Source organism: Stenotrophomonas rhizophila (assembly GCF_001704155.1).
Taxonomy (GTDB): domain Bacteria; phylum Pseudomonadota; class Gammaproteobacteria; order Xanthomonadales; family Xanthomonadaceae; genus Stenotrophomonas; species Stenotrophomonas rhizophila_A.
The window spans coordinates 760,497-774,202 of the sequence record NZ_CP016294.1; the positions used below are offsets into that span (position 1 = coordinate 760,497).

Here is a 13,706-nt window from a genome sequence, read left to right on the forward strand (position 1 = left end):
GTCACCCGGTAGATATCACTCAGTAGATGTCACCCATGGTGCGCCACCAGTGGAACAATGCGCACTGGTTTTGGCGTTTATCATCACCGGTGAAAGCAATAAGCTGCGTCGGCATCGTTTTCGGTGCATTCGCCTGCTGGAGCCCCCCATGACCCGCCTGCCCTCGCTGTACATCTCCCACGGTTCGCCGATGACCGCGTTGCAGCCGGGGCTGGTCGGGGTGCGCCTGGCTGAGCTGGCCGCGCAGCTGCCGCGCCCGCGGGCGATCGTGATGGCCTCGGCGCACTGGCTGACCCGCCAGCCGGTGGTGGGCGCGCACCCGCAGCCGCCGACCATCCATGATTTCGGCGGCTTCCCGCAGGCGTTGTTCGACCTGCAGTACCCGGCGCCCGGCGACCCGGCCCTGGCCGAGGAGGTCGCGCAGCGGCTGGTGGCCGCCGGGCTGCCCACCGGCGTGGACCCGACCCGTGGCCTCGACCACGGCGCGTGGGTGCCGCTGCGCCTGCTCTACCCGCAGGCTGACATTCCGGTGGTGCCGCTGGCGCTGCAGCCGCTGCAGGGCCCGGCCCACCAGTTCGCGCTGGGCCGCGCGCTGGCGCCGCTGCGCGAACAGGGCGTGCTGCTGGTCGGCTCGGGCAGCATCACCCACAACCTGCACGACTTCCGCGACTACCAGAGCGGCGGCGAAGCGCCCTATGTGCGCCCCTTCATCGAATGGGTGGAGCAGCGCCTGCAGGCCAACGACAGCGCCGCGCTGCTCGATTACCGCCGGCAGGCGCCGTATGCCGAACGCGCGCACCCCACCGACGAGCACTTCCAACCGCTGCATTTCGCGCTTGGTGCCGCCGGCGGTGAGGTGCTGGGCGCGCAGCGCATCGATGCCGGCATCGATGCGGGCATGCTGGCGATGGACATCTACCGCTTCGACGGGCAGGCGGCCTGAGTTCGCCGTTGTAGGACGCGGTTCGGGGTGGGTGTGGTAATTTTTTTCCAGGCTCTCTGGAAAATGCATGCATACGATTGAAGTCGTCCTGGCGATGCTGGTGGCGGTGGTCGCCAGCGGCTACCTGGTCCGCGTACTGCCGTTGTCGCTGCCGCTGCCGCTGGTGCAGATCGGCCTGGGTGCGGTGATTGCGGGGGTATTCAACCGTGGCCACGCGCTGGAACCGGAGATGTTCTTCCTGTTGTTCCTGCCGCCGCTGCTGTTCCTGGACGGCTGGCGCATTCCCAAGCAGGGCCTGTTCCGCGACAAGGGCGTGATCCTGGAGCTGGCCTTCGGGCTGGTGGTGTTTACCGTGATCGGCGCGGGCCTGCTGATCCACTGGATGATTCCGGTGATGCCGTTGGCGGTGGCGTTCGCCCTGGCGGCGATCATCTCGCCGACCGACCCGGTGGCGGTCAGTTCGATCGCGTCGCGCGCGCCGATTCCCAAGCGGCTGATGCACATCCTGGAGGGCGAATCGCTGTTGAACGATGCCTCCGGCCTGGTCTGCTTCCGCTTCGCGGTGGCCGCGGTGATGACCGGTACCTTCTCGCTGGCAACGGCCTCGGTGACCTTCCTGTGGGTGGCGGTGGCCGGCCTGGCGATCGGCGTGGCGGTGACGCTCGGTGTGTCCACCTTCCAGCGCTGGCTGTGGCGGCGCTTCGGCGAAGAGCCGGGCGCGGCGCTGCTGGTCAACCTGCTGATTCCGTTCGCTGCCTACCTGCTGGCCGAAGAGGCCAACGCCTCGGGCATTCTCTCGGCAGTGGCCGCCGGTATCACCATGAGCTACGTGGAGCTTACCGGCCGCGTGTCCGGCAGCATGCGCGTGCAGCGCATGGCGGTGTGGAACATGCTGCAGTTCTCCTTCAACGGCATCATGTTCGTGCTGCTGGGCGAGCAGCTGCCGGGCATCGTGGACCGCGCCATGACCACGGTGAGCGAAAGCGGGCACCAGAGTGCGTGGTGGCTGCTGGTCTACGTGGTGGTGATCAACCTGGCCCTGGTGCTGCTGCGCCTGGCCTGGGTGTGGCTGTCGCTGCGCTGGAGCGTGCTGCGTGCGAAGCATCGCGGTGAAGCGCGGCCAGGCACCTCGTGGCGGATCGTGGTGGCCACCTCGGTGGCCGGCGTACGCGGTGCGATCACGCTGGCCGGTGTGTTGACCCTGCCGCTGTTCCTGCCCGATGGCAGCGCCTTCCCGGCGCGCGACCTGGTGATCTTCCTGGCCGCGGCGGTGATCCTGGTGTCGCTGGTCGGTGCCAGCGTGGCGCTGCCGCGCCTGCTCAAGGGGCTGGAACTGCCGGCGGACTCGGGCGAGCGCAAGGAAGAAGACCTGGCGCGGCGGCTGGCCTCGAAGGCGGCGCTGGCCGGGGTGGAGCGCATGCGCCAGCAACTGGTGCAGAACCAGACCACCGACAACGTGCAGCTGTACAACGATGCGGCCTCACGGGTGAGCCTGCTGTACCAGCGCAACCTGGAAAAAGACCAGGGCCCGGATGCGGACCCGGAAAAGGTGCGGCGCATGGAGCAGGGCTACCGGCAGCTGCGCAGTGCCGGGTTGACCGCCGAACGCGAAGAACTGTTCCGGTTGACCCGGCGCGGGCGGATTTCCGACGAGATCTCGCGCAAGCTGATCCGCAACCTGGACCTGCTGGAAACCCGGCAAAAGGATTGACGGCGCAGCCGTCAATCCCGGGTAGCAACCGACCGTGGGTCGGTTGACCGATTATTCCGGCTTCTGATCCAGGTAATACGCCACCACGGTGCCCTTGACCTTGATGGTCATCGGGTTGCCCCGGCGGTCGCGGGCCTTGCCGGCCTGCACCCGGATCCAGCCTTCGCTGACCGAGTATTCCTCGACGTTGTCGCGCTCGACATCGTTGAAGCGGATGCCCACGCCGCGCTCCAGCGCTGCAGCATCGTGGAAGGGGCTGGTGGGGTTGATCGCCAGGTGATCGGGAGGGGTATCGCTCATGGTCATTGGATGCTGACAGCCACCACGGCCATCTTCAGGCGCACAGGATAACCGTAGGGTGGCCGTGGCAGAATGCCTGCCTGTCTCCAGGAATACCGGCCATGCCCGACAACAGCGACTATTTCGACTTCGAAGAAGACGAACGCGATTTCGACGAAGACGATTTCGAGGCCCGGATCTGGAACCTGTTCGTGCTGATCAACCCGGGCGACGAGGAACTGGGCCTGCAGCAGTTCAACCGCTGGCGCGAGGCGCTGCTGGAGAACGGTGAGGAGATCGACGAGGAGGCCGACTGGCTGCCGCCGCTGATGGCCGCCATTGCCTGGCAGTCCGGCTTCGAGGTGGAGCGTGAAGACACCGATGCGCTGGTGTCGGCGGTGAACGAGCTGTCCGCGCGCTGGAACCTGCAGCTGGACTGGGGTGGCGACCTGGATGACGAGGATTTTGCCGCCCACGTCGACGCGCCGCGGCTGATGGGCACCGCCTACGACCGCCTGCGCGAGCACAATTACTCGCTGTGGAGCGTGGATACCGGCAACGGCGGCCTGGCCGGCTGGATGGCACTGCAGCGCGATGATGACGCCATGCTGGCGCTGTGTTCGCTGCTGGGGGTGGAAGTGCGGCCGGGCTCGGATCCGTTCTGAGAGGTCACCCGACCCACGGTCGGGGGCTACCGGCGGATCAGGCCGTGTATTGCGATCTGGCGTTGGCGATGACGGCTTTCACCAGCGCCCGGTCGGTGTGCCGGGAAATGGCGGTCGCACCCAGCGCGATGGCCTGCAGGCGCAGGGGCGCGGGGACGTCGTAATGGGCGCCACTGCGGCGGTTCTGGAAGGCCCGCCGGGGAATCCCGAGCTGCGCCGCCATGGCGTGCAGCTCGGGCAGGGTGTCGGCCATCAGATGCGCCCAGCGCTCGCCGCGCCAGGGGTGTACCGCATCGTCGATATAGACCGTCACCGGGTGGCCGTGGCTCAGGCCTGCGGCTTGTCGTCGCTGGCGGCCGGGGTGGCTTCGGCGTTGTCGGCAGCCGGTTCGGCGGCCGGGGCGTCTTCGGCAGCGGTGTCAGCGTCGTCGCCTTCTTCGCCTTCTTCGCCTTCTTGGCCTTCCACGCCTTCGAACTCGGAGACCAGCTGGCTCAGGTACTCGTCGGCGGTCTTGCCTTCATCGGCGGCCAGGTCGTCGATCAGCTGCTGCAGCTGGGTCGAGTATTCCAGGGTGACCTTGCGGCCTTCCTTCTCCTGGACATTGGAGAGGTGCTTGAGCATGGCCAGCATCGGCACCGGGTTGTCGGCGTTGCCCATGGTCTGGCCGCCGATGGCCAGCAGCCATTCGGTGCCCTGCAGGCCGATCGCAGCGACCACCTGGCCTTCTTCGTTGGTCAGCACGGCATGGTTCTGGACCGGCTGCTGGGCGTTGAGGCGGTTGATCGGGCGCTTGGGCTGGAGCTTCTTGCGCTTGTCGCGCTTGGCCTTGGACTGCTTGGACATGGGGTTCGTTCGTTCTGGATCGGAAAGGGGCCATTGTAGAGGCCAGAGCCGTTTCCGGGCGTTTTCATGCCGGAATCGAGCGTTGCCGGGTGCGCGTGCAGTCGGCTGGGGCCCTACCCACCGCCTCAGGGTGAGGCGGTGGGGGGCACTGCGGCCGGTGCCGGCGCGCCCTGGGCCGCCTGGATGTCGGCGTCCTGGGCGGTCGGCGACAGCGCCACTTCCTGGCCCGAACCGGCCAGCGCGGCGGCTTCGGCGGCCTTGGTCATCACCACGATGCTGATGCGGCGGTTGATCGGGTTGTCCGGCTGGGTCTTGTCGAACAGCACCGAGGAGGACAGGCCGACCACGCGGGTGACCTTGTCGTCGGCCATGCCGCCATCGAGCAGCGCACGCCGGGCGGCATTGGCGCGGTCGGCGCTGAGCTCCCAGTTGCTGTAGCCGTGGGCGGCGTTGTACGCGGTGATGTCGGTATGGCCGGTGATGCTGATCCGGTTCGGCACGTGGTTGATGAACTGCGAGAGCTCGCGAAGGATGTCGCGCGTGTAGGTCTTCAGCGCGGCACTGCCCATGTCGAACATCGGCCGGTTCTGCTTGTCCACGATCTGGATGCGCAGGCCTTCCGGGGTCAGGTCCAGCAGAAGCTGGTCCTTGAACGGTTCCAGCGCCTGGCTCTTGCTGATCGCTTCTTCCAGTTCCTGCTTGAGCACTTCCAGCTGCTTCTTCTCACGCTCGCGCTCGTCTTCCTGCGGCACCGGGCGCTCGGCCTGGTGGTTCTGGAAGGGGTCGTTGCTGTTGCCGCGCGACACATCGGTGGCGCCGCCCAGCTTGATCATCGAGGTACTGGCGCCACCCGGGCCGGCCATGCCCGGGGCGGGCGTGGGGCTCTGCCCGGTGAGCGGGCTGGGGTTGCGGAAGTATTCGGAAATGGACGCGCGTTCGGGCTTGGTGGTGGCCGCCATCAGCCACAGCACCAGGAAGAACGCCATCATGGCGGTGACGAAGTCAGCGTAGGCCACCTTCCAGGCGCCGCCATGGTGCGCGGCGTGGCCGCCCTTCTTGACCCGGCGGACGATGACGGTGGGTTTGTTCTCGGCCATGGCGGTGCCTTACTTGACCGTCTTGAGGTGCTGTTCGAATTCGCTGAAGCCCGGACGCACGTTGGACGGCAGGGTCTTGCGCGCGAATTCCAGCGCGATCTTCGGGTTGTAGCCGCGCAGGCAGGCCAGCAGGGCGGTCTTGACCGACTCATAGATGCGGCTGTCCTGCTCGGCGCGTGCTTCCACGGCCGCCGCCAGCGGGCTGACGAAGCCGTAGGCCAGCAGGATGCCCAGGAAGGTACCCACCAGCGCGCCGGCCACGTGCGCGCCCACTTCGGTGATTTCGCCACCGATCGAGCCCATGGTGATCACGATGCCCAGCACCGCGGCCACGATGCCGAAGCCGGGCAGGCCGTCGGAGACCTTGTTGAGCACGGCCGAGGGCTGCATGGCTTCGGCGTGGTGCTTTTCCAGCTCCATTTCCAGCAGCGGTTCCAGCTCGTGCGGTTCGATGTTGCTGCCGATCATCAGGCGCAGGCAGTCGGTCATGAAGTCGACCAGGTGGTGGTCGGCCTGCACCTTGGGATAGTTGGCGAAGATGGCGCTGTCGGCCGGGCGCTCGACATGGTCTTCCAGCGCCATGAAGCCTTCGCGGCGCGCCTTGTTGAGCAGTTCATAGAGCAGGCTCAGGACATCGATGTAGTCCTGCTGCTTGTAGCGCGGGCCCTTGAACACGCCCACCGTGGCCTGCAGGGTCTGCTTGACGGTCTTGAGCGGGGTGCCGACCAGGAACGCGCCCAGCGCCGCACCGCCGATGATGACCAGCTCATAGGGCTGCCACAGCGCGCCGAGCTTGCCGTGCGCGCCGACATAGCCGCCGAGCACGCTGAGGATGACGATGAGGAAGCCAACAATGATGAGCATGGGGCGGGCGCGGCGGTGGGGATATCACCATGTCGGCCTGGCGCGCGCATTCTGAAGGGGGGCGTGGTCGGGCGTCACACTTTTGGTCGGCGCGCGGTACGTCGCCCGTAGGGTGCCCGCCCCCCTGGTAGGTGCCCACCGTTGGTGGGCACGCATTGCCGGGGCGCTCAACCCGCTGGCTGGGCCTCGGCTCCACCGCGCTGCAACGGATCCGGATACGGCTGGCCATTCGGGGTAAACGACAGCGAAACCGAATTCAGACAGTGCCGCTCGAACGTCGGCGCCGGGCCATCCGGGAACACGTGGCCGAGATGGCTGTCACAGCGGGCGCAAACGATTTCAGTTCGCACCATGCCATGACTGACATCACGGATTTCGCGCACATGGTCCGGGTCGAACGGGGCGAAGAAGCTCGGCCAGCCGGTGCCGGAGTCGAACTTGGTGCTGGAACGGAACAGCGGCAGGCCGCACAGGCGGCAGCCGTAGACACCGTCCTGCTTGTTGTCCAGGAACACCCCACAGAACGGGGCTTCGGTGCCGTGCTGGAGCAGGACGCGGCGCTCGTCGGCGCTGAGCCCGGCCACCAGCGCGTCGCGCTGGGCGTCGCTGGGCGGGGAGAGATCGAATGCGGTCATGGGTGGTCCTCGTGGGGATGGCAGGAAAATGGGGGCGGCGGCGCCCGGGGGCAAGCGCCGATGGCATTCATGGTGCTGACACGCGCGCTGGCGCAGGGTGAATGCATGTCCCGTCGTGAGTCCGCCGCCATGAAACGCTTCTTCCGGGGTGTCGTGTCGCTGGCCGTGCTGCTGCCGCTGGTCGCGGTGGCGCAGATGGCCGCGCCACGCAAACCCACCGATACCCGCCCGCCCACCCCCGTGGTACCTGCGCAGGCGCCGTCGCCCGCGCCGGTGAACACCCCGGCGCAGACGACGCAGCAGCTGCGCACCCACCCCATCCAGAGCCAGGGGCCGGCCCAGGTGGTGCCGCCTCCGCCGCCGGCCACCACCGCGCCACCCAAGGTGTATGACCGACACGGCCGCATCGTGCCGGGCATGAAGCAGGCCGGCCCCAACCGCGTGCTGGATACGCGCACCGGCCGCTATTACGACGCGGTGCCCACCGGTGATGGCCAACGCATCAAGCCCTGATGCATGAACGTTTCACAACCAATGCCCGCAGTCATCGGTGTCAACGCCGCAGCTCACTGCAATTTCGCCTGCGATTAACCGCCCTTCGCCGAGTCTCTACGTGCGCCGCAACAACGCGCATCCCCAAGCTCAGAAGGTGCAGTTATGGCTAATCAGCAGAAGGGCAATCCCGGCAAGATGCCGCAGGAACAGCAGGGCCAGCAGAACCAGAAATCCGGCCAGCAGAACCAGCAGCAATGGGATCAGCAGAACCAGAAGGGTGGCAAACAGCAGGACCAGCGCCACCAGGACCAGAAACAGCAGCGTTGATGCCTCTGGTCGGCAGCTACACGGGCGGTGCGCGCAAGCGCGCCGCCTTTTGCATTTGCGAGGGGCGGTCCGGGTCAGCTCAGTCCGGAATCGGCAGGGTAAGCGTTTCCTTGACCTCTTCCATCACGATGTAGCTCTTGGATTCGCGCACGTGCGGCAGGGTCAGCAGGGTGCTGCCGAGCAGCTTGCGGTAGGAGGCCATTTCGCTGATGCGCGCCTTGAGCAGGTAATCGAAATCGCCCGAGACCAGGTGGCATTCCAGTACGTTGGGCAGCTTCAGCGCTGCGCGGCGGAACTCCTCGAAGATGTCGCCGGACTTGTAGGCCAGGCTGATCTCCACGAACACCAGCAGGCTGGCCTTGAGGTACTGCGGGTCCAGCCGTGCGTAGTAGCCGGTGATGGCGCCATCGCGTTCCAGCCGGCGCACCCGCTCGGTGCAGGGGGTGGTGGACAGCCCGACGCGCTCGCCCAGTTCGGTGAAGGAAATGCGCCCCTCCTCCTGCAGGATGCGCAGGATCTTGCGGTCGATCTTGTCCAGCTCGCGGGCACGGGCGGCCATGGCGTCAGCCTCTCAGTGGTGTTGGCGGGACAATATCCTGCCTGAGGCGCCAAAAACAGCAAAATTGCTTGGTTTGGCCGGAATATACTTCCTCAATTATGGTCCCGGCACGCTCCAGTGCAGGGAATGATCGGGTTGGAGAGGTCTCATGCGCGTTCTAGTCCTAGGCAGTGGGGTAATCGGCACGACCAGTGCCTGGTACCTGCGGCAGGCCGGGTTTGAAGTCACGGTGGTGGACCGCCAGCCCGGCCCGGCGCTGGAAACCAGCTTCGCCAACGCCGGCCAGCTTTCGTTCGGCTACACCTCGCCGTGGGCCGCCCCGGGCGTGCCGCTGAAGGCGGTGAAGTGGCTGTTCTCCGAACATGCGCCGCTGGCGATCCGCCCCGGTCTGGACCTGAACCAGTACCGCTGGCTGGCGCAGATGCTGCGTAACTGCACGCACGAGCGCTACGCCATCAACAAGGCGCGCATGGTGCGCATGTCCGAATACAGCCGCGACTGCCTCAACGAGCTGCGTGCGCAGACCGGCATTGAGTTCGAAGGCCGCGACCTGGGCACCACCCAGCTGTTCCGCACCCAGCAGCAGCTGGATGCCTCGGCGCAGGACATCGAAGTGCTGGCCCAGTACGGCGTGCCGTATGAAGTGCTGGACCGCGCCGGCATCATCGCCCACGAACCGGCGCTGGCCAGCGTGGCCGACAAGCTGGTGGGCGCGCTGTGGCTGCCGCGCGACCAGACCGGCGACTGCCAGCTGTTCACCCGCCGCCTGGCGCAGATGGCGATGGATGCGGGGGTGGAATTCCGCTTCGACCAGGACATCGCCGGGCTGGAAACCGACGGCGACCGCATCACCGGCGTGCGCATCGACGGCAAGGTCGAAACCGCCGACCGCTACGTGGTCGCGCTGGGCAGCTATTCGCCGTCGCTGGTGGCACCGCTGGGCATGCACCTGCCGGTGTACCCGCTGAAGGGCTACTCGCTGACGTTGCCGATCACCAACGCGGCGATGGCGCCGACCTCGACCATCCTGGACGAGAGCTACAAGGTGGCGGTGACCCGTTTCGACGACCGCATCCGCGTGGGCGGCATGGCCGAAGTGGGCGGGTTCGACCTGTCGCTGTCGCCGCGCCGCCGCGCCACCCTGGAAAAGGTGGTGGGCGATCTGTACCCGGAGGGCGGCGACCTGTCGCGCGCCGAATTCTGGACCGGGCTGCGCCCGGCCACCCCGGATGGCACGCCGGTGATCGGCGCCACCCCGTACCGCAACCTGTTCCTCAACACCGGCCACGGCACGCTGGGCTGGACCATGGCCTGCGGCTCGGGCCGCTACCTGGCCGACCTGATGAGCGCGCGCCAGCCGCAGATCAGCACCGAAGGCCTGGATATCTTCCGTTATGGCGGCCACCACGCCGCGTCCGTCCAACACAGTGAACCGAATGCATGCGCCCAGCCCGCGCGTTGATTGACCTGGAGGCGTTGCGCTCCAACTTCCGCCTGGCCCGTGAACTGGGCGGCGGCCGCAAGACCCTGGCCGCGGTAAAAGCCGATGCCTATGGCCACGGTGCCGTCGCCTGCGCGCGCGCGCTGGACGGCGAAGCCGATGCGTTCGGCGTGGCCTGCATTGAAGAGGCGCTGGAACTGCGCGCGGCCGGCATCACCTCGCCGATCCTGCTGCTGGAAGGGTTCTTCGATGCCGACGAGCTGCCGCTGATCGTGCAGCACAGCCTGTGGTTCGCGGTGGCCGCGCCGTGGCAGGTGGACGCGGTGGAAGCGTTCCAGACCGACGCCACGCTGCAGATCTGGTTGAAGCTGGACAGCGGCATGCACCGCCTGGGCCTGTCGCCCGAAGATTTCCGCGCCGCGCACGCGCGGCTGTCGGCGCTGCCGCAGGTGGCACCGATGGTGCTGATGAGCCACATGGCGCGGGCCGACGAACTGGAGAGCCCGCGTACGCGAGAGCAGGCCGACCTGTTCGCCGCCACCATCGACGGCCTGGCCGGCGAAACCAGCCTGTGCAATTCACCGGCCCTGCTGGGCTGGCCGGACGTGCGCAGCGACTGGGTGCGCCCGGGCCTGATGCTGTACGGGGCCAACCCGCTGCAGAAGCACAATGCCTTTACCGAGCGCCTGCGCCCGGTGATGACCATGCAGTCGAAGATCTTCGCGGTCCGTGAGATCGCTTCGGGCGAACCGGTCGGCTACGGCGCACGCTTCGTGGCAGAACGCCCCACCCGCGTGGGCGTGGTGGCGCTGGGGTATGCCGATGGCTACCCGCAGTTCGCCCCGAACGGCACCCCGGTCCAGATCGATGGCCAGCCCGGCCATCTGATCGGCCGGGTCTCGATGGACATGCTGACCGTGGACCTGACCGACCTGCCGCAGACCGGGGTGGGCAGCACCGTCACCCTGTGGGGCGATGCCCCGCGCCTGGACGTGCTGGCCCCGCTGTGCAAGGTCAGCGCGTACCAGCTGCCGTGCGCGGTCAAGCGCGTGGCGCGGGTGCTCAGCGGCGCGTAGGCGGCAGCAGGCGCCGCAGCCAGTCATCGATCATCCGCTTCTCATAGCGCAGCGGGTCGTTGTTGCTGAGCAGGCCGGTGTTGCCCAGGTAGTTCATGTCGATCAGCTTCTCCTCGCCCTGGCGGACTACCCCACCGGTGGCGTCGCGCAGGGTGAAGGTCAGGGTCATCCGCGGCGGATAGATGTCGCGCATGATCCGCACGTCATTGCCGCGCGGGCCGTTCTGCGGCTCGAACTCGCCGGCCCGCTTGATGTCGGTGATCTCCACGTCCAGGGTCTGGCCCGGGGGCAGGCGCTTGCTGGCGCTGCTGCGCAGGTAGTCGGCAAGCTGCTGCACCCAGTTGCCGCTTTGGGCCTCGAACCGGTTGGTGCTGCTGCGGATTTCAGTGAACTGGGCCGGGTCCGTCCACTTCACCTGGACCGGGCTTTCGCCAGTGAGCGCGCGGGGCGCCTTGGGGTCGGTGACGGTGCGCGGGGCGGCCGACGCGCTGCCGGCAAGCAGCAGCAGACAGCCCAGAGCACCAGCCAGCAAGGGTTTGCGGTTCATGGCGTTGCCTCGGTCGGAGCGGCGGAAGAAGGTCGGTACTGAGTGTGATCCTGATCCGCCAGCGGGACAATTGCCGGAAACGGCAGGCAGGATCCCCGGTAGCCGGCAATTCACTTACGTCAAACCGGCAAGGGGCGCTTGACGCTACGAATACGCGCTCTGGAAGATGCTGTCTCCCTCCGTTCCACCAGTTGCCCCTCTTGACGCCCTTGCCCAGCCTGCCCGCCTCAACCCTGGAACGCGCCCCGTACGTGCCTTCGGCGTCCGATCCTTCCTTGCACCGCAGCGTGCTGGAAGGCCTCAGCGCTGGCTTCTGCATCATCGAGGTGATGATCGAAGACGGCGTGGGGGTCGACTACCGGTTCCTGGAAGTCAACGATGCCTTCGAGCGCAACACCGGCTTGAACGAGGCCTCGGGCCGGCTGATGAGCGAACTGCAGCCGACCCACGAGCCGGAGTGGTACCGGGTGTACGGCCAGATCGCCCTGACCGGGCGCTCCCAGCAGTTCGAGCTGGAAGCACGCGCGCTGGGCCGCTGGTATGCGGTCGAGGCGATGCGGGTAGGCGAGCCGCACGAACATCGCGTCGCTGTGCTCTTCTTCGACATCACCAACCGCAAGCAGATCGAAGTGGAGCTGGCCGAAAGCGAGGCGCGTTTCAGCGCGCTGGCCGATGGCCTGCCCATGCCCGTGTGGGTGCTGGACGAACGCGCGCACGCGCGCTTCGTCAACAGCGCCTTCAGCGAATTCTTCGGCGGTGACGAACAGCGCGTGCCGGAAGATGTCTGGCGCGGCGTGGTCCACCCCGACGATGTGTCCGTGTTCGATTACGAGCTGCAGGCCGCGATCAAGGCGCAGCGCTCCATGCAGGTGCTGGTGCGCGGGCTGCGCGCCGATGGCCAGTGGCGCTGGCTGGAAATGAGCGCCCAGCCACGCTTCTCGCGCATGGGCCGGTTCATCGGCCTGGCCGGCAGCAGCACCGACGTCACCGACCGCCGCGAAATCGAAATGGCGCGCGAAGAGCTGCTGCAGTCCGAGCGCGCCGCGCGCAATGCCGCTGAAAGCATGGCGCGGCTGAAGGACGAATTCCTGGCCACGCTCTCGCACGAGCTGCGCACGCCGCTGACCACCATCCTGGGCTGGAGCGAGCTGCTGCTGCAGCGCGTGGACAGCACCAGCCCGCTGTTCAAGGGGCTGGGCGTGATCGCCAACAGCGCCATGGCGCAGAAGCGGCTGATCTCGGACATGCTGGACCTGAGCAGCATGCTGCTGGGCAAGGTGCAGCTGGAAGTGGAAGTGCTGGACCTGCGCGTCCAGCTCACCGAGGCCATGCGCGCCCAGGAACTGGTAGCCGAAGGCAAGGCGCTGGAAACCCGGCTGGTCATGCCTGACGAACCGGCGCTGGTGCTGGGCGATGCCACGCGCCTGCAGCAGGTGCTGTGGAACCTGCTCAGCAACGCCATCAAGTTCACCCCTGCCGCCGGCTCGGTCACGGTCACCCTGGCCACCGACGGTGATCACTGGACAGTGACCGTGGCCGATTCGGGCGACGGCATTGCGCCGGAGTTCCTGCGCCATCTGTTCAGCCGCTTCCGCCAGGCCGATGGCACCACCACCCGCCGCCATGGCGGGCTGGGCCTGGGCCTGGCGATCGTGCAGCAGCTGGTGGAACTGCACGGCGGCACGGTCACGGCCAACAGCGAAGGCCAGGGCCAGGGTGCGGAATTCACCGTGCAGCTGCCGCGCTACCAGCCCCAGGCCGATGGCCGGCCGCTGCGCGAAGTGTTCAGTGGCCCGATCCGCGAACAGCTGATCGAGCCGTACCCGCTCAAGGGCCTGCGCCTGCTGGCGGTGGAAGACCAACCCGAAGTGCTGGAATACCTGCGCCGGCTGCTGGAAGAGCAGGGCGCGCAGGTCACCGCGGCGGCTTCGGCCGGCGAAGCATTGGCACTGCTGGATGCCGGCGGCCATGAGGCGGTGGATGTGCTGCTGACCGACATCGGCATGCCGGGCATGGACGGGTATGGGCTGGTGAGTGCGCTGCGCCAGGACTTCGGCCTGGATGCCAACGCGCTGCCGATCGTGGCGGTGACCGCGTTGGCCCGTGCCGACGACCGCAAGCGCGCGCTGGCATCGGGCTTCCAGGAACACGTGGCCAAACCCTATTCGGTCGCCCAGCTGGTCACCGCGGTACGCAGCGTCCTGGCCGGACGGAATTGAATCAA

16 protein-coding genes are annotated in these 13,706 nt (G+C 67.3%); 8 read left to right on the forward strand and 8 right to left on the reverse strand.

The genetic code is table 11. The features are described 5' to 3' along the window. Window positions 1–148: 148 nt before the first annotated feature. On the forward strand, window positions 149–943 hold the full coding sequence (locus BAY15_RS03285) for a dioxygenase family protein (protein WP_068848950.1): 795 nt from the start codon (window positions 149–151) through the stop codon (window positions 941–943). 67 nt (window positions 944–1,010) lie between these two features. After that, a complete protein-coding gene (locus BAY15_RS03290; protein ID WP_068848952.1) occupies window positions 1,011–2,654 on the forward strand; it encodes a Na+/H+ antiporter in 1,644 nt (547 codons plus the stop codon). A gap of 51 nt (window positions 2,655–2,705) precedes the next feature. Here the strand turns inward: BAY15_RS03290 and BAY15_RS03295 are convergent, their stop codons facing one another. Then, window positions 2,706–2,954, reverse strand: coding sequence for a DUF3297 family protein (locus BAY15_RS03295; RefSeq protein WP_068854531.1), 249 nt, complete (start codon window positions 2,952–2,954; stop codon window positions 2,706–2,708). Window positions 2,955–3,055: 101 nt separating this feature from the next. Between BAY15_RS03295 and BAY15_RS03300 the strand changes: the two genes are divergently transcribed. Further along, entirely contained in the window at window positions 3,056–3,598 is a 543-nt protein-coding gene (locus tag BAY15_RS03300) for a DUF6630 family protein (protein WP_068848954.1), read from the forward strand. 37 nt (window positions 3,599–3,635) lie between these two features. Here the strand turns inward: BAY15_RS03300 and BAY15_RS03305 are convergent, their stop codons facing one another. From BAY15_RS03305 to msrB, 5 genes are all read right to left on the reverse strand, one after another. Continuing rightward, entirely contained in the window at window positions 3,636–3,911 is a 276-nt protein-coding gene (locus tag BAY15_RS03305; RefSeq protein ID WP_068848955.1) for a DUF4031 domain-containing protein, read from the reverse strand. A gap of 14 nt (window positions 3,912–3,925) precedes the next feature. After that, on the reverse strand, window positions 3,926–4,441 hold the full coding sequence (locus BAY15_RS03310; RefSeq protein ID WP_068848957.1) for a hypothetical protein: 516 nt from the start codon (window positions 4,439–4,441) through the stop codon (window positions 3,926–3,928). A gap of 125 nt (window positions 4,442–4,566) precedes the next feature. Beyond that, complete coding sequence (motB, locus tag BAY15_RS03315; RefSeq protein WP_068848958.1) at window positions 4,567–5,538, reverse strand: flagellar motor protein MotB; 972 nt, start codon at window positions 5,536–5,538, stop codon at window positions 4,567–4,569. 9 nt (window positions 5,539–5,547) lie between these two features. After that, complete coding sequence (gene motA / locus BAY15_RS03320; protein ID WP_068848960.1) at window positions 5,548–6,402, reverse strand: flagellar motor stator protein MotA; 855 nt, start codon at window positions 6,400–6,402, stop codon at window positions 5,548–5,550. 167 nt (window positions 6,403–6,569) lie between these two features. Then, on the reverse strand, window positions 6,570–7,037 hold the full coding sequence (gene msrB, locus BAY15_RS03325) for a peptide-methionine (R)-S-oxide reductase MsrB (RefSeq protein ID WP_068848962.1): 468 nt from the start codon (window positions 7,035–7,037) through the stop codon (window positions 6,570–6,572). A 105-nt stretch (window positions 7,038–7,142) separates the two neighbouring features. Here msrB and BAY15_RS03330 point away from each other — a divergent pair, with 105 nt between their 5' ends. Together BAY15_RS03330 and BAY15_RS03335 are read left to right on the forward strand one after the other, a co-directional pair. Continuing rightward, complete coding sequence (locus tag BAY15_RS03330; RefSeq protein ID WP_237334312.1) at window positions 7,143–7,550, forward strand: classical arabinogalactan protein 4; 408 nt, start codon at window positions 7,143–7,145, stop codon at window positions 7,548–7,550. 144 nt (window positions 7,551–7,694) lie between these two features. After that, on the forward strand, window positions 7,695–7,859 hold the full coding sequence (locus BAY15_RS03335; protein ID WP_068848964.1) for a lana protein: 165 nt from the start codon (window positions 7,695–7,697) through the stop codon (window positions 7,857–7,859). A 79-nt stretch (window positions 7,860–7,938) separates the two neighbouring features. Here BAY15_RS03335 and BAY15_RS03340 read toward each other — a convergent pair whose 3' ends face one another. Continuing rightward, entirely contained in the window at window positions 7,939–8,418 is a 480-nt protein-coding gene (locus tag BAY15_RS03340) for an Lrp/AsnC ligand binding domain-containing protein (RefSeq protein WP_068848966.1), read from the reverse strand. A 148-nt stretch (window positions 8,419–8,566) separates the two neighbouring features. Between BAY15_RS03340 and BAY15_RS03345 the strand changes: the two genes are divergently transcribed. Both BAY15_RS03345 and alr read left to right on the forward strand, forming a co-directional pair. Then, window positions 8,567–9,880, forward strand: coding sequence for a D-amino acid dehydrogenase (locus BAY15_RS03345; protein WP_068848968.1), 1,314 nt, complete (start codon window positions 8,567–8,569; stop codon window positions 9,878–9,880). Next, window positions 9,859–10,935 (forward strand): alanine racemase, encoded by a 1,077-nt coding sequence (alr, locus tag BAY15_RS03350; protein WP_068848970.1) that lies wholly within the window; start codon window positions 9,859–9,861, stop codon window positions 10,933–10,935. Before BAY15_RS03345 ends, alr begins: the two co-directional genes overlap by 22 nt. Here the strand turns inward: alr and BAY15_RS03355 are convergent. Beyond that, complete coding sequence (locus BAY15_RS03355) at window positions 10,922–11,482, reverse strand: DUF3016 domain-containing protein (RefSeq protein ID WP_068848972.1); 561 nt, start codon at window positions 11,480–11,482, stop codon at window positions 10,922–10,924. The two genes, alr and BAY15_RS03355, sit on opposite strands and share 14 nt — an antisense overlap. 209 nt (window positions 11,483–11,691) lie before the next feature. Between BAY15_RS03355 and BAY15_RS03360 the strand changes: the two genes are divergently transcribed. Further along, window positions 11,692–13,701 (forward strand): hybrid sensor histidine kinase/response regulator, encoded by a 2,010-nt coding sequence (locus BAY15_RS03360; protein WP_428999293.1) that lies wholly within the window; start codon window positions 11,692–11,694, stop codon window positions 13,699–13,701. Window positions 13,702–13,706 lie beyond the last annotated feature (5 nt).

Excerpts from the sequence above, each read along its gene's own strand:
- BAY15_RS03285 (WP_068848950.1), top strand. The coding sequence starts at position 149 with ATGACCCGCCTGCCCTCGCTGTACATCTCCCACGGTTCGCCGATGACC.
- BAY15_RS03290 (WP_068848952.1), top strand. The coding sequence starts at position 1,011 with ATGCATACGATTGAAGTCGTCCTGGCGATGCTGGTGGCGGTGGTCGCC.
- BAY15_RS03295 (WP_068854531.1), bottom strand. The coding sequence starts at position 2,954 with ATGAGCGATACCCCTCCCGATCACCTGGCGATCAACCCCACCAGCCCC.
- BAY15_RS03300 (WP_068848954.1), top strand. The coding sequence starts at position 3,056 with ATGCCCGACAACAGCGACTATTTCGACTTCGAAGAAGACGAACGCGAT.
- BAY15_RS03310 (WP_068848957.1), bottom strand. The coding sequence starts at position 4,441 with ATGTCCAAGCAGTCCAAGGCCAAGCGCGACAAGCGCAAGAAGCTCCAG.
- motB (WP_068848958.1), bottom strand. The coding sequence starts at position 5,538 with ATGGCCGAGAACAAACCCACCGTCATCGTCCGCCGGGTCAAGAAGGGC.
- motA (WP_068848960.1), bottom strand. The coding sequence starts at position 6,402 with ATGCTCATCATTGTTGGCTTCCTCATCGTCATCCTCAGCGTGCTCGGC.
- msrB (WP_068848962.1), bottom strand. The coding sequence starts at position 7,037 with ATGACCGCATTCGATCTCTCCCCGCCCAGCGACGCCCAGCGCGACGCG.
- BAY15_RS03330 (WP_237334312.1), top strand. The coding sequence starts at position 7,143 with ATGTCCCGTCGTGAGTCCGCCGCCATGAAACGCTTCTTCCGGGGTGTC.
- BAY15_RS03335 (WP_068848964.1), top strand. The coding sequence starts at position 7,695 with ATGGCTAATCAGCAGAAGGGCAATCCCGGCAAGATGCCGCAGGAACAG.
- BAY15_RS03340 (WP_068848966.1), bottom strand. The coding sequence starts at position 8,418 with ATGGCCGCCCGTGCCCGCGAGCTGGACAAGATCGACCGCAAGATCCTG.
- BAY15_RS03345 (WP_068848968.1), top strand. The coding sequence starts at position 8,567 with ATGCGCGTTCTAGTCCTAGGCAGTGGGGTAATCGGCACGACCAGTGCC.
- alr (WP_068848970.1), top strand. The coding sequence starts at position 9,859 with ATGCGCCCAGCCCGCGCGTTGATTGACCTGGAGGCGTTGCGCTCCAAC.
- BAY15_RS03355 (WP_068848972.1), bottom strand. The coding sequence starts at position 11,482 with ATGAACCGCAAACCCTTGCTGGCTGGTGCTCTGGGCTGTCTGCTGCTG.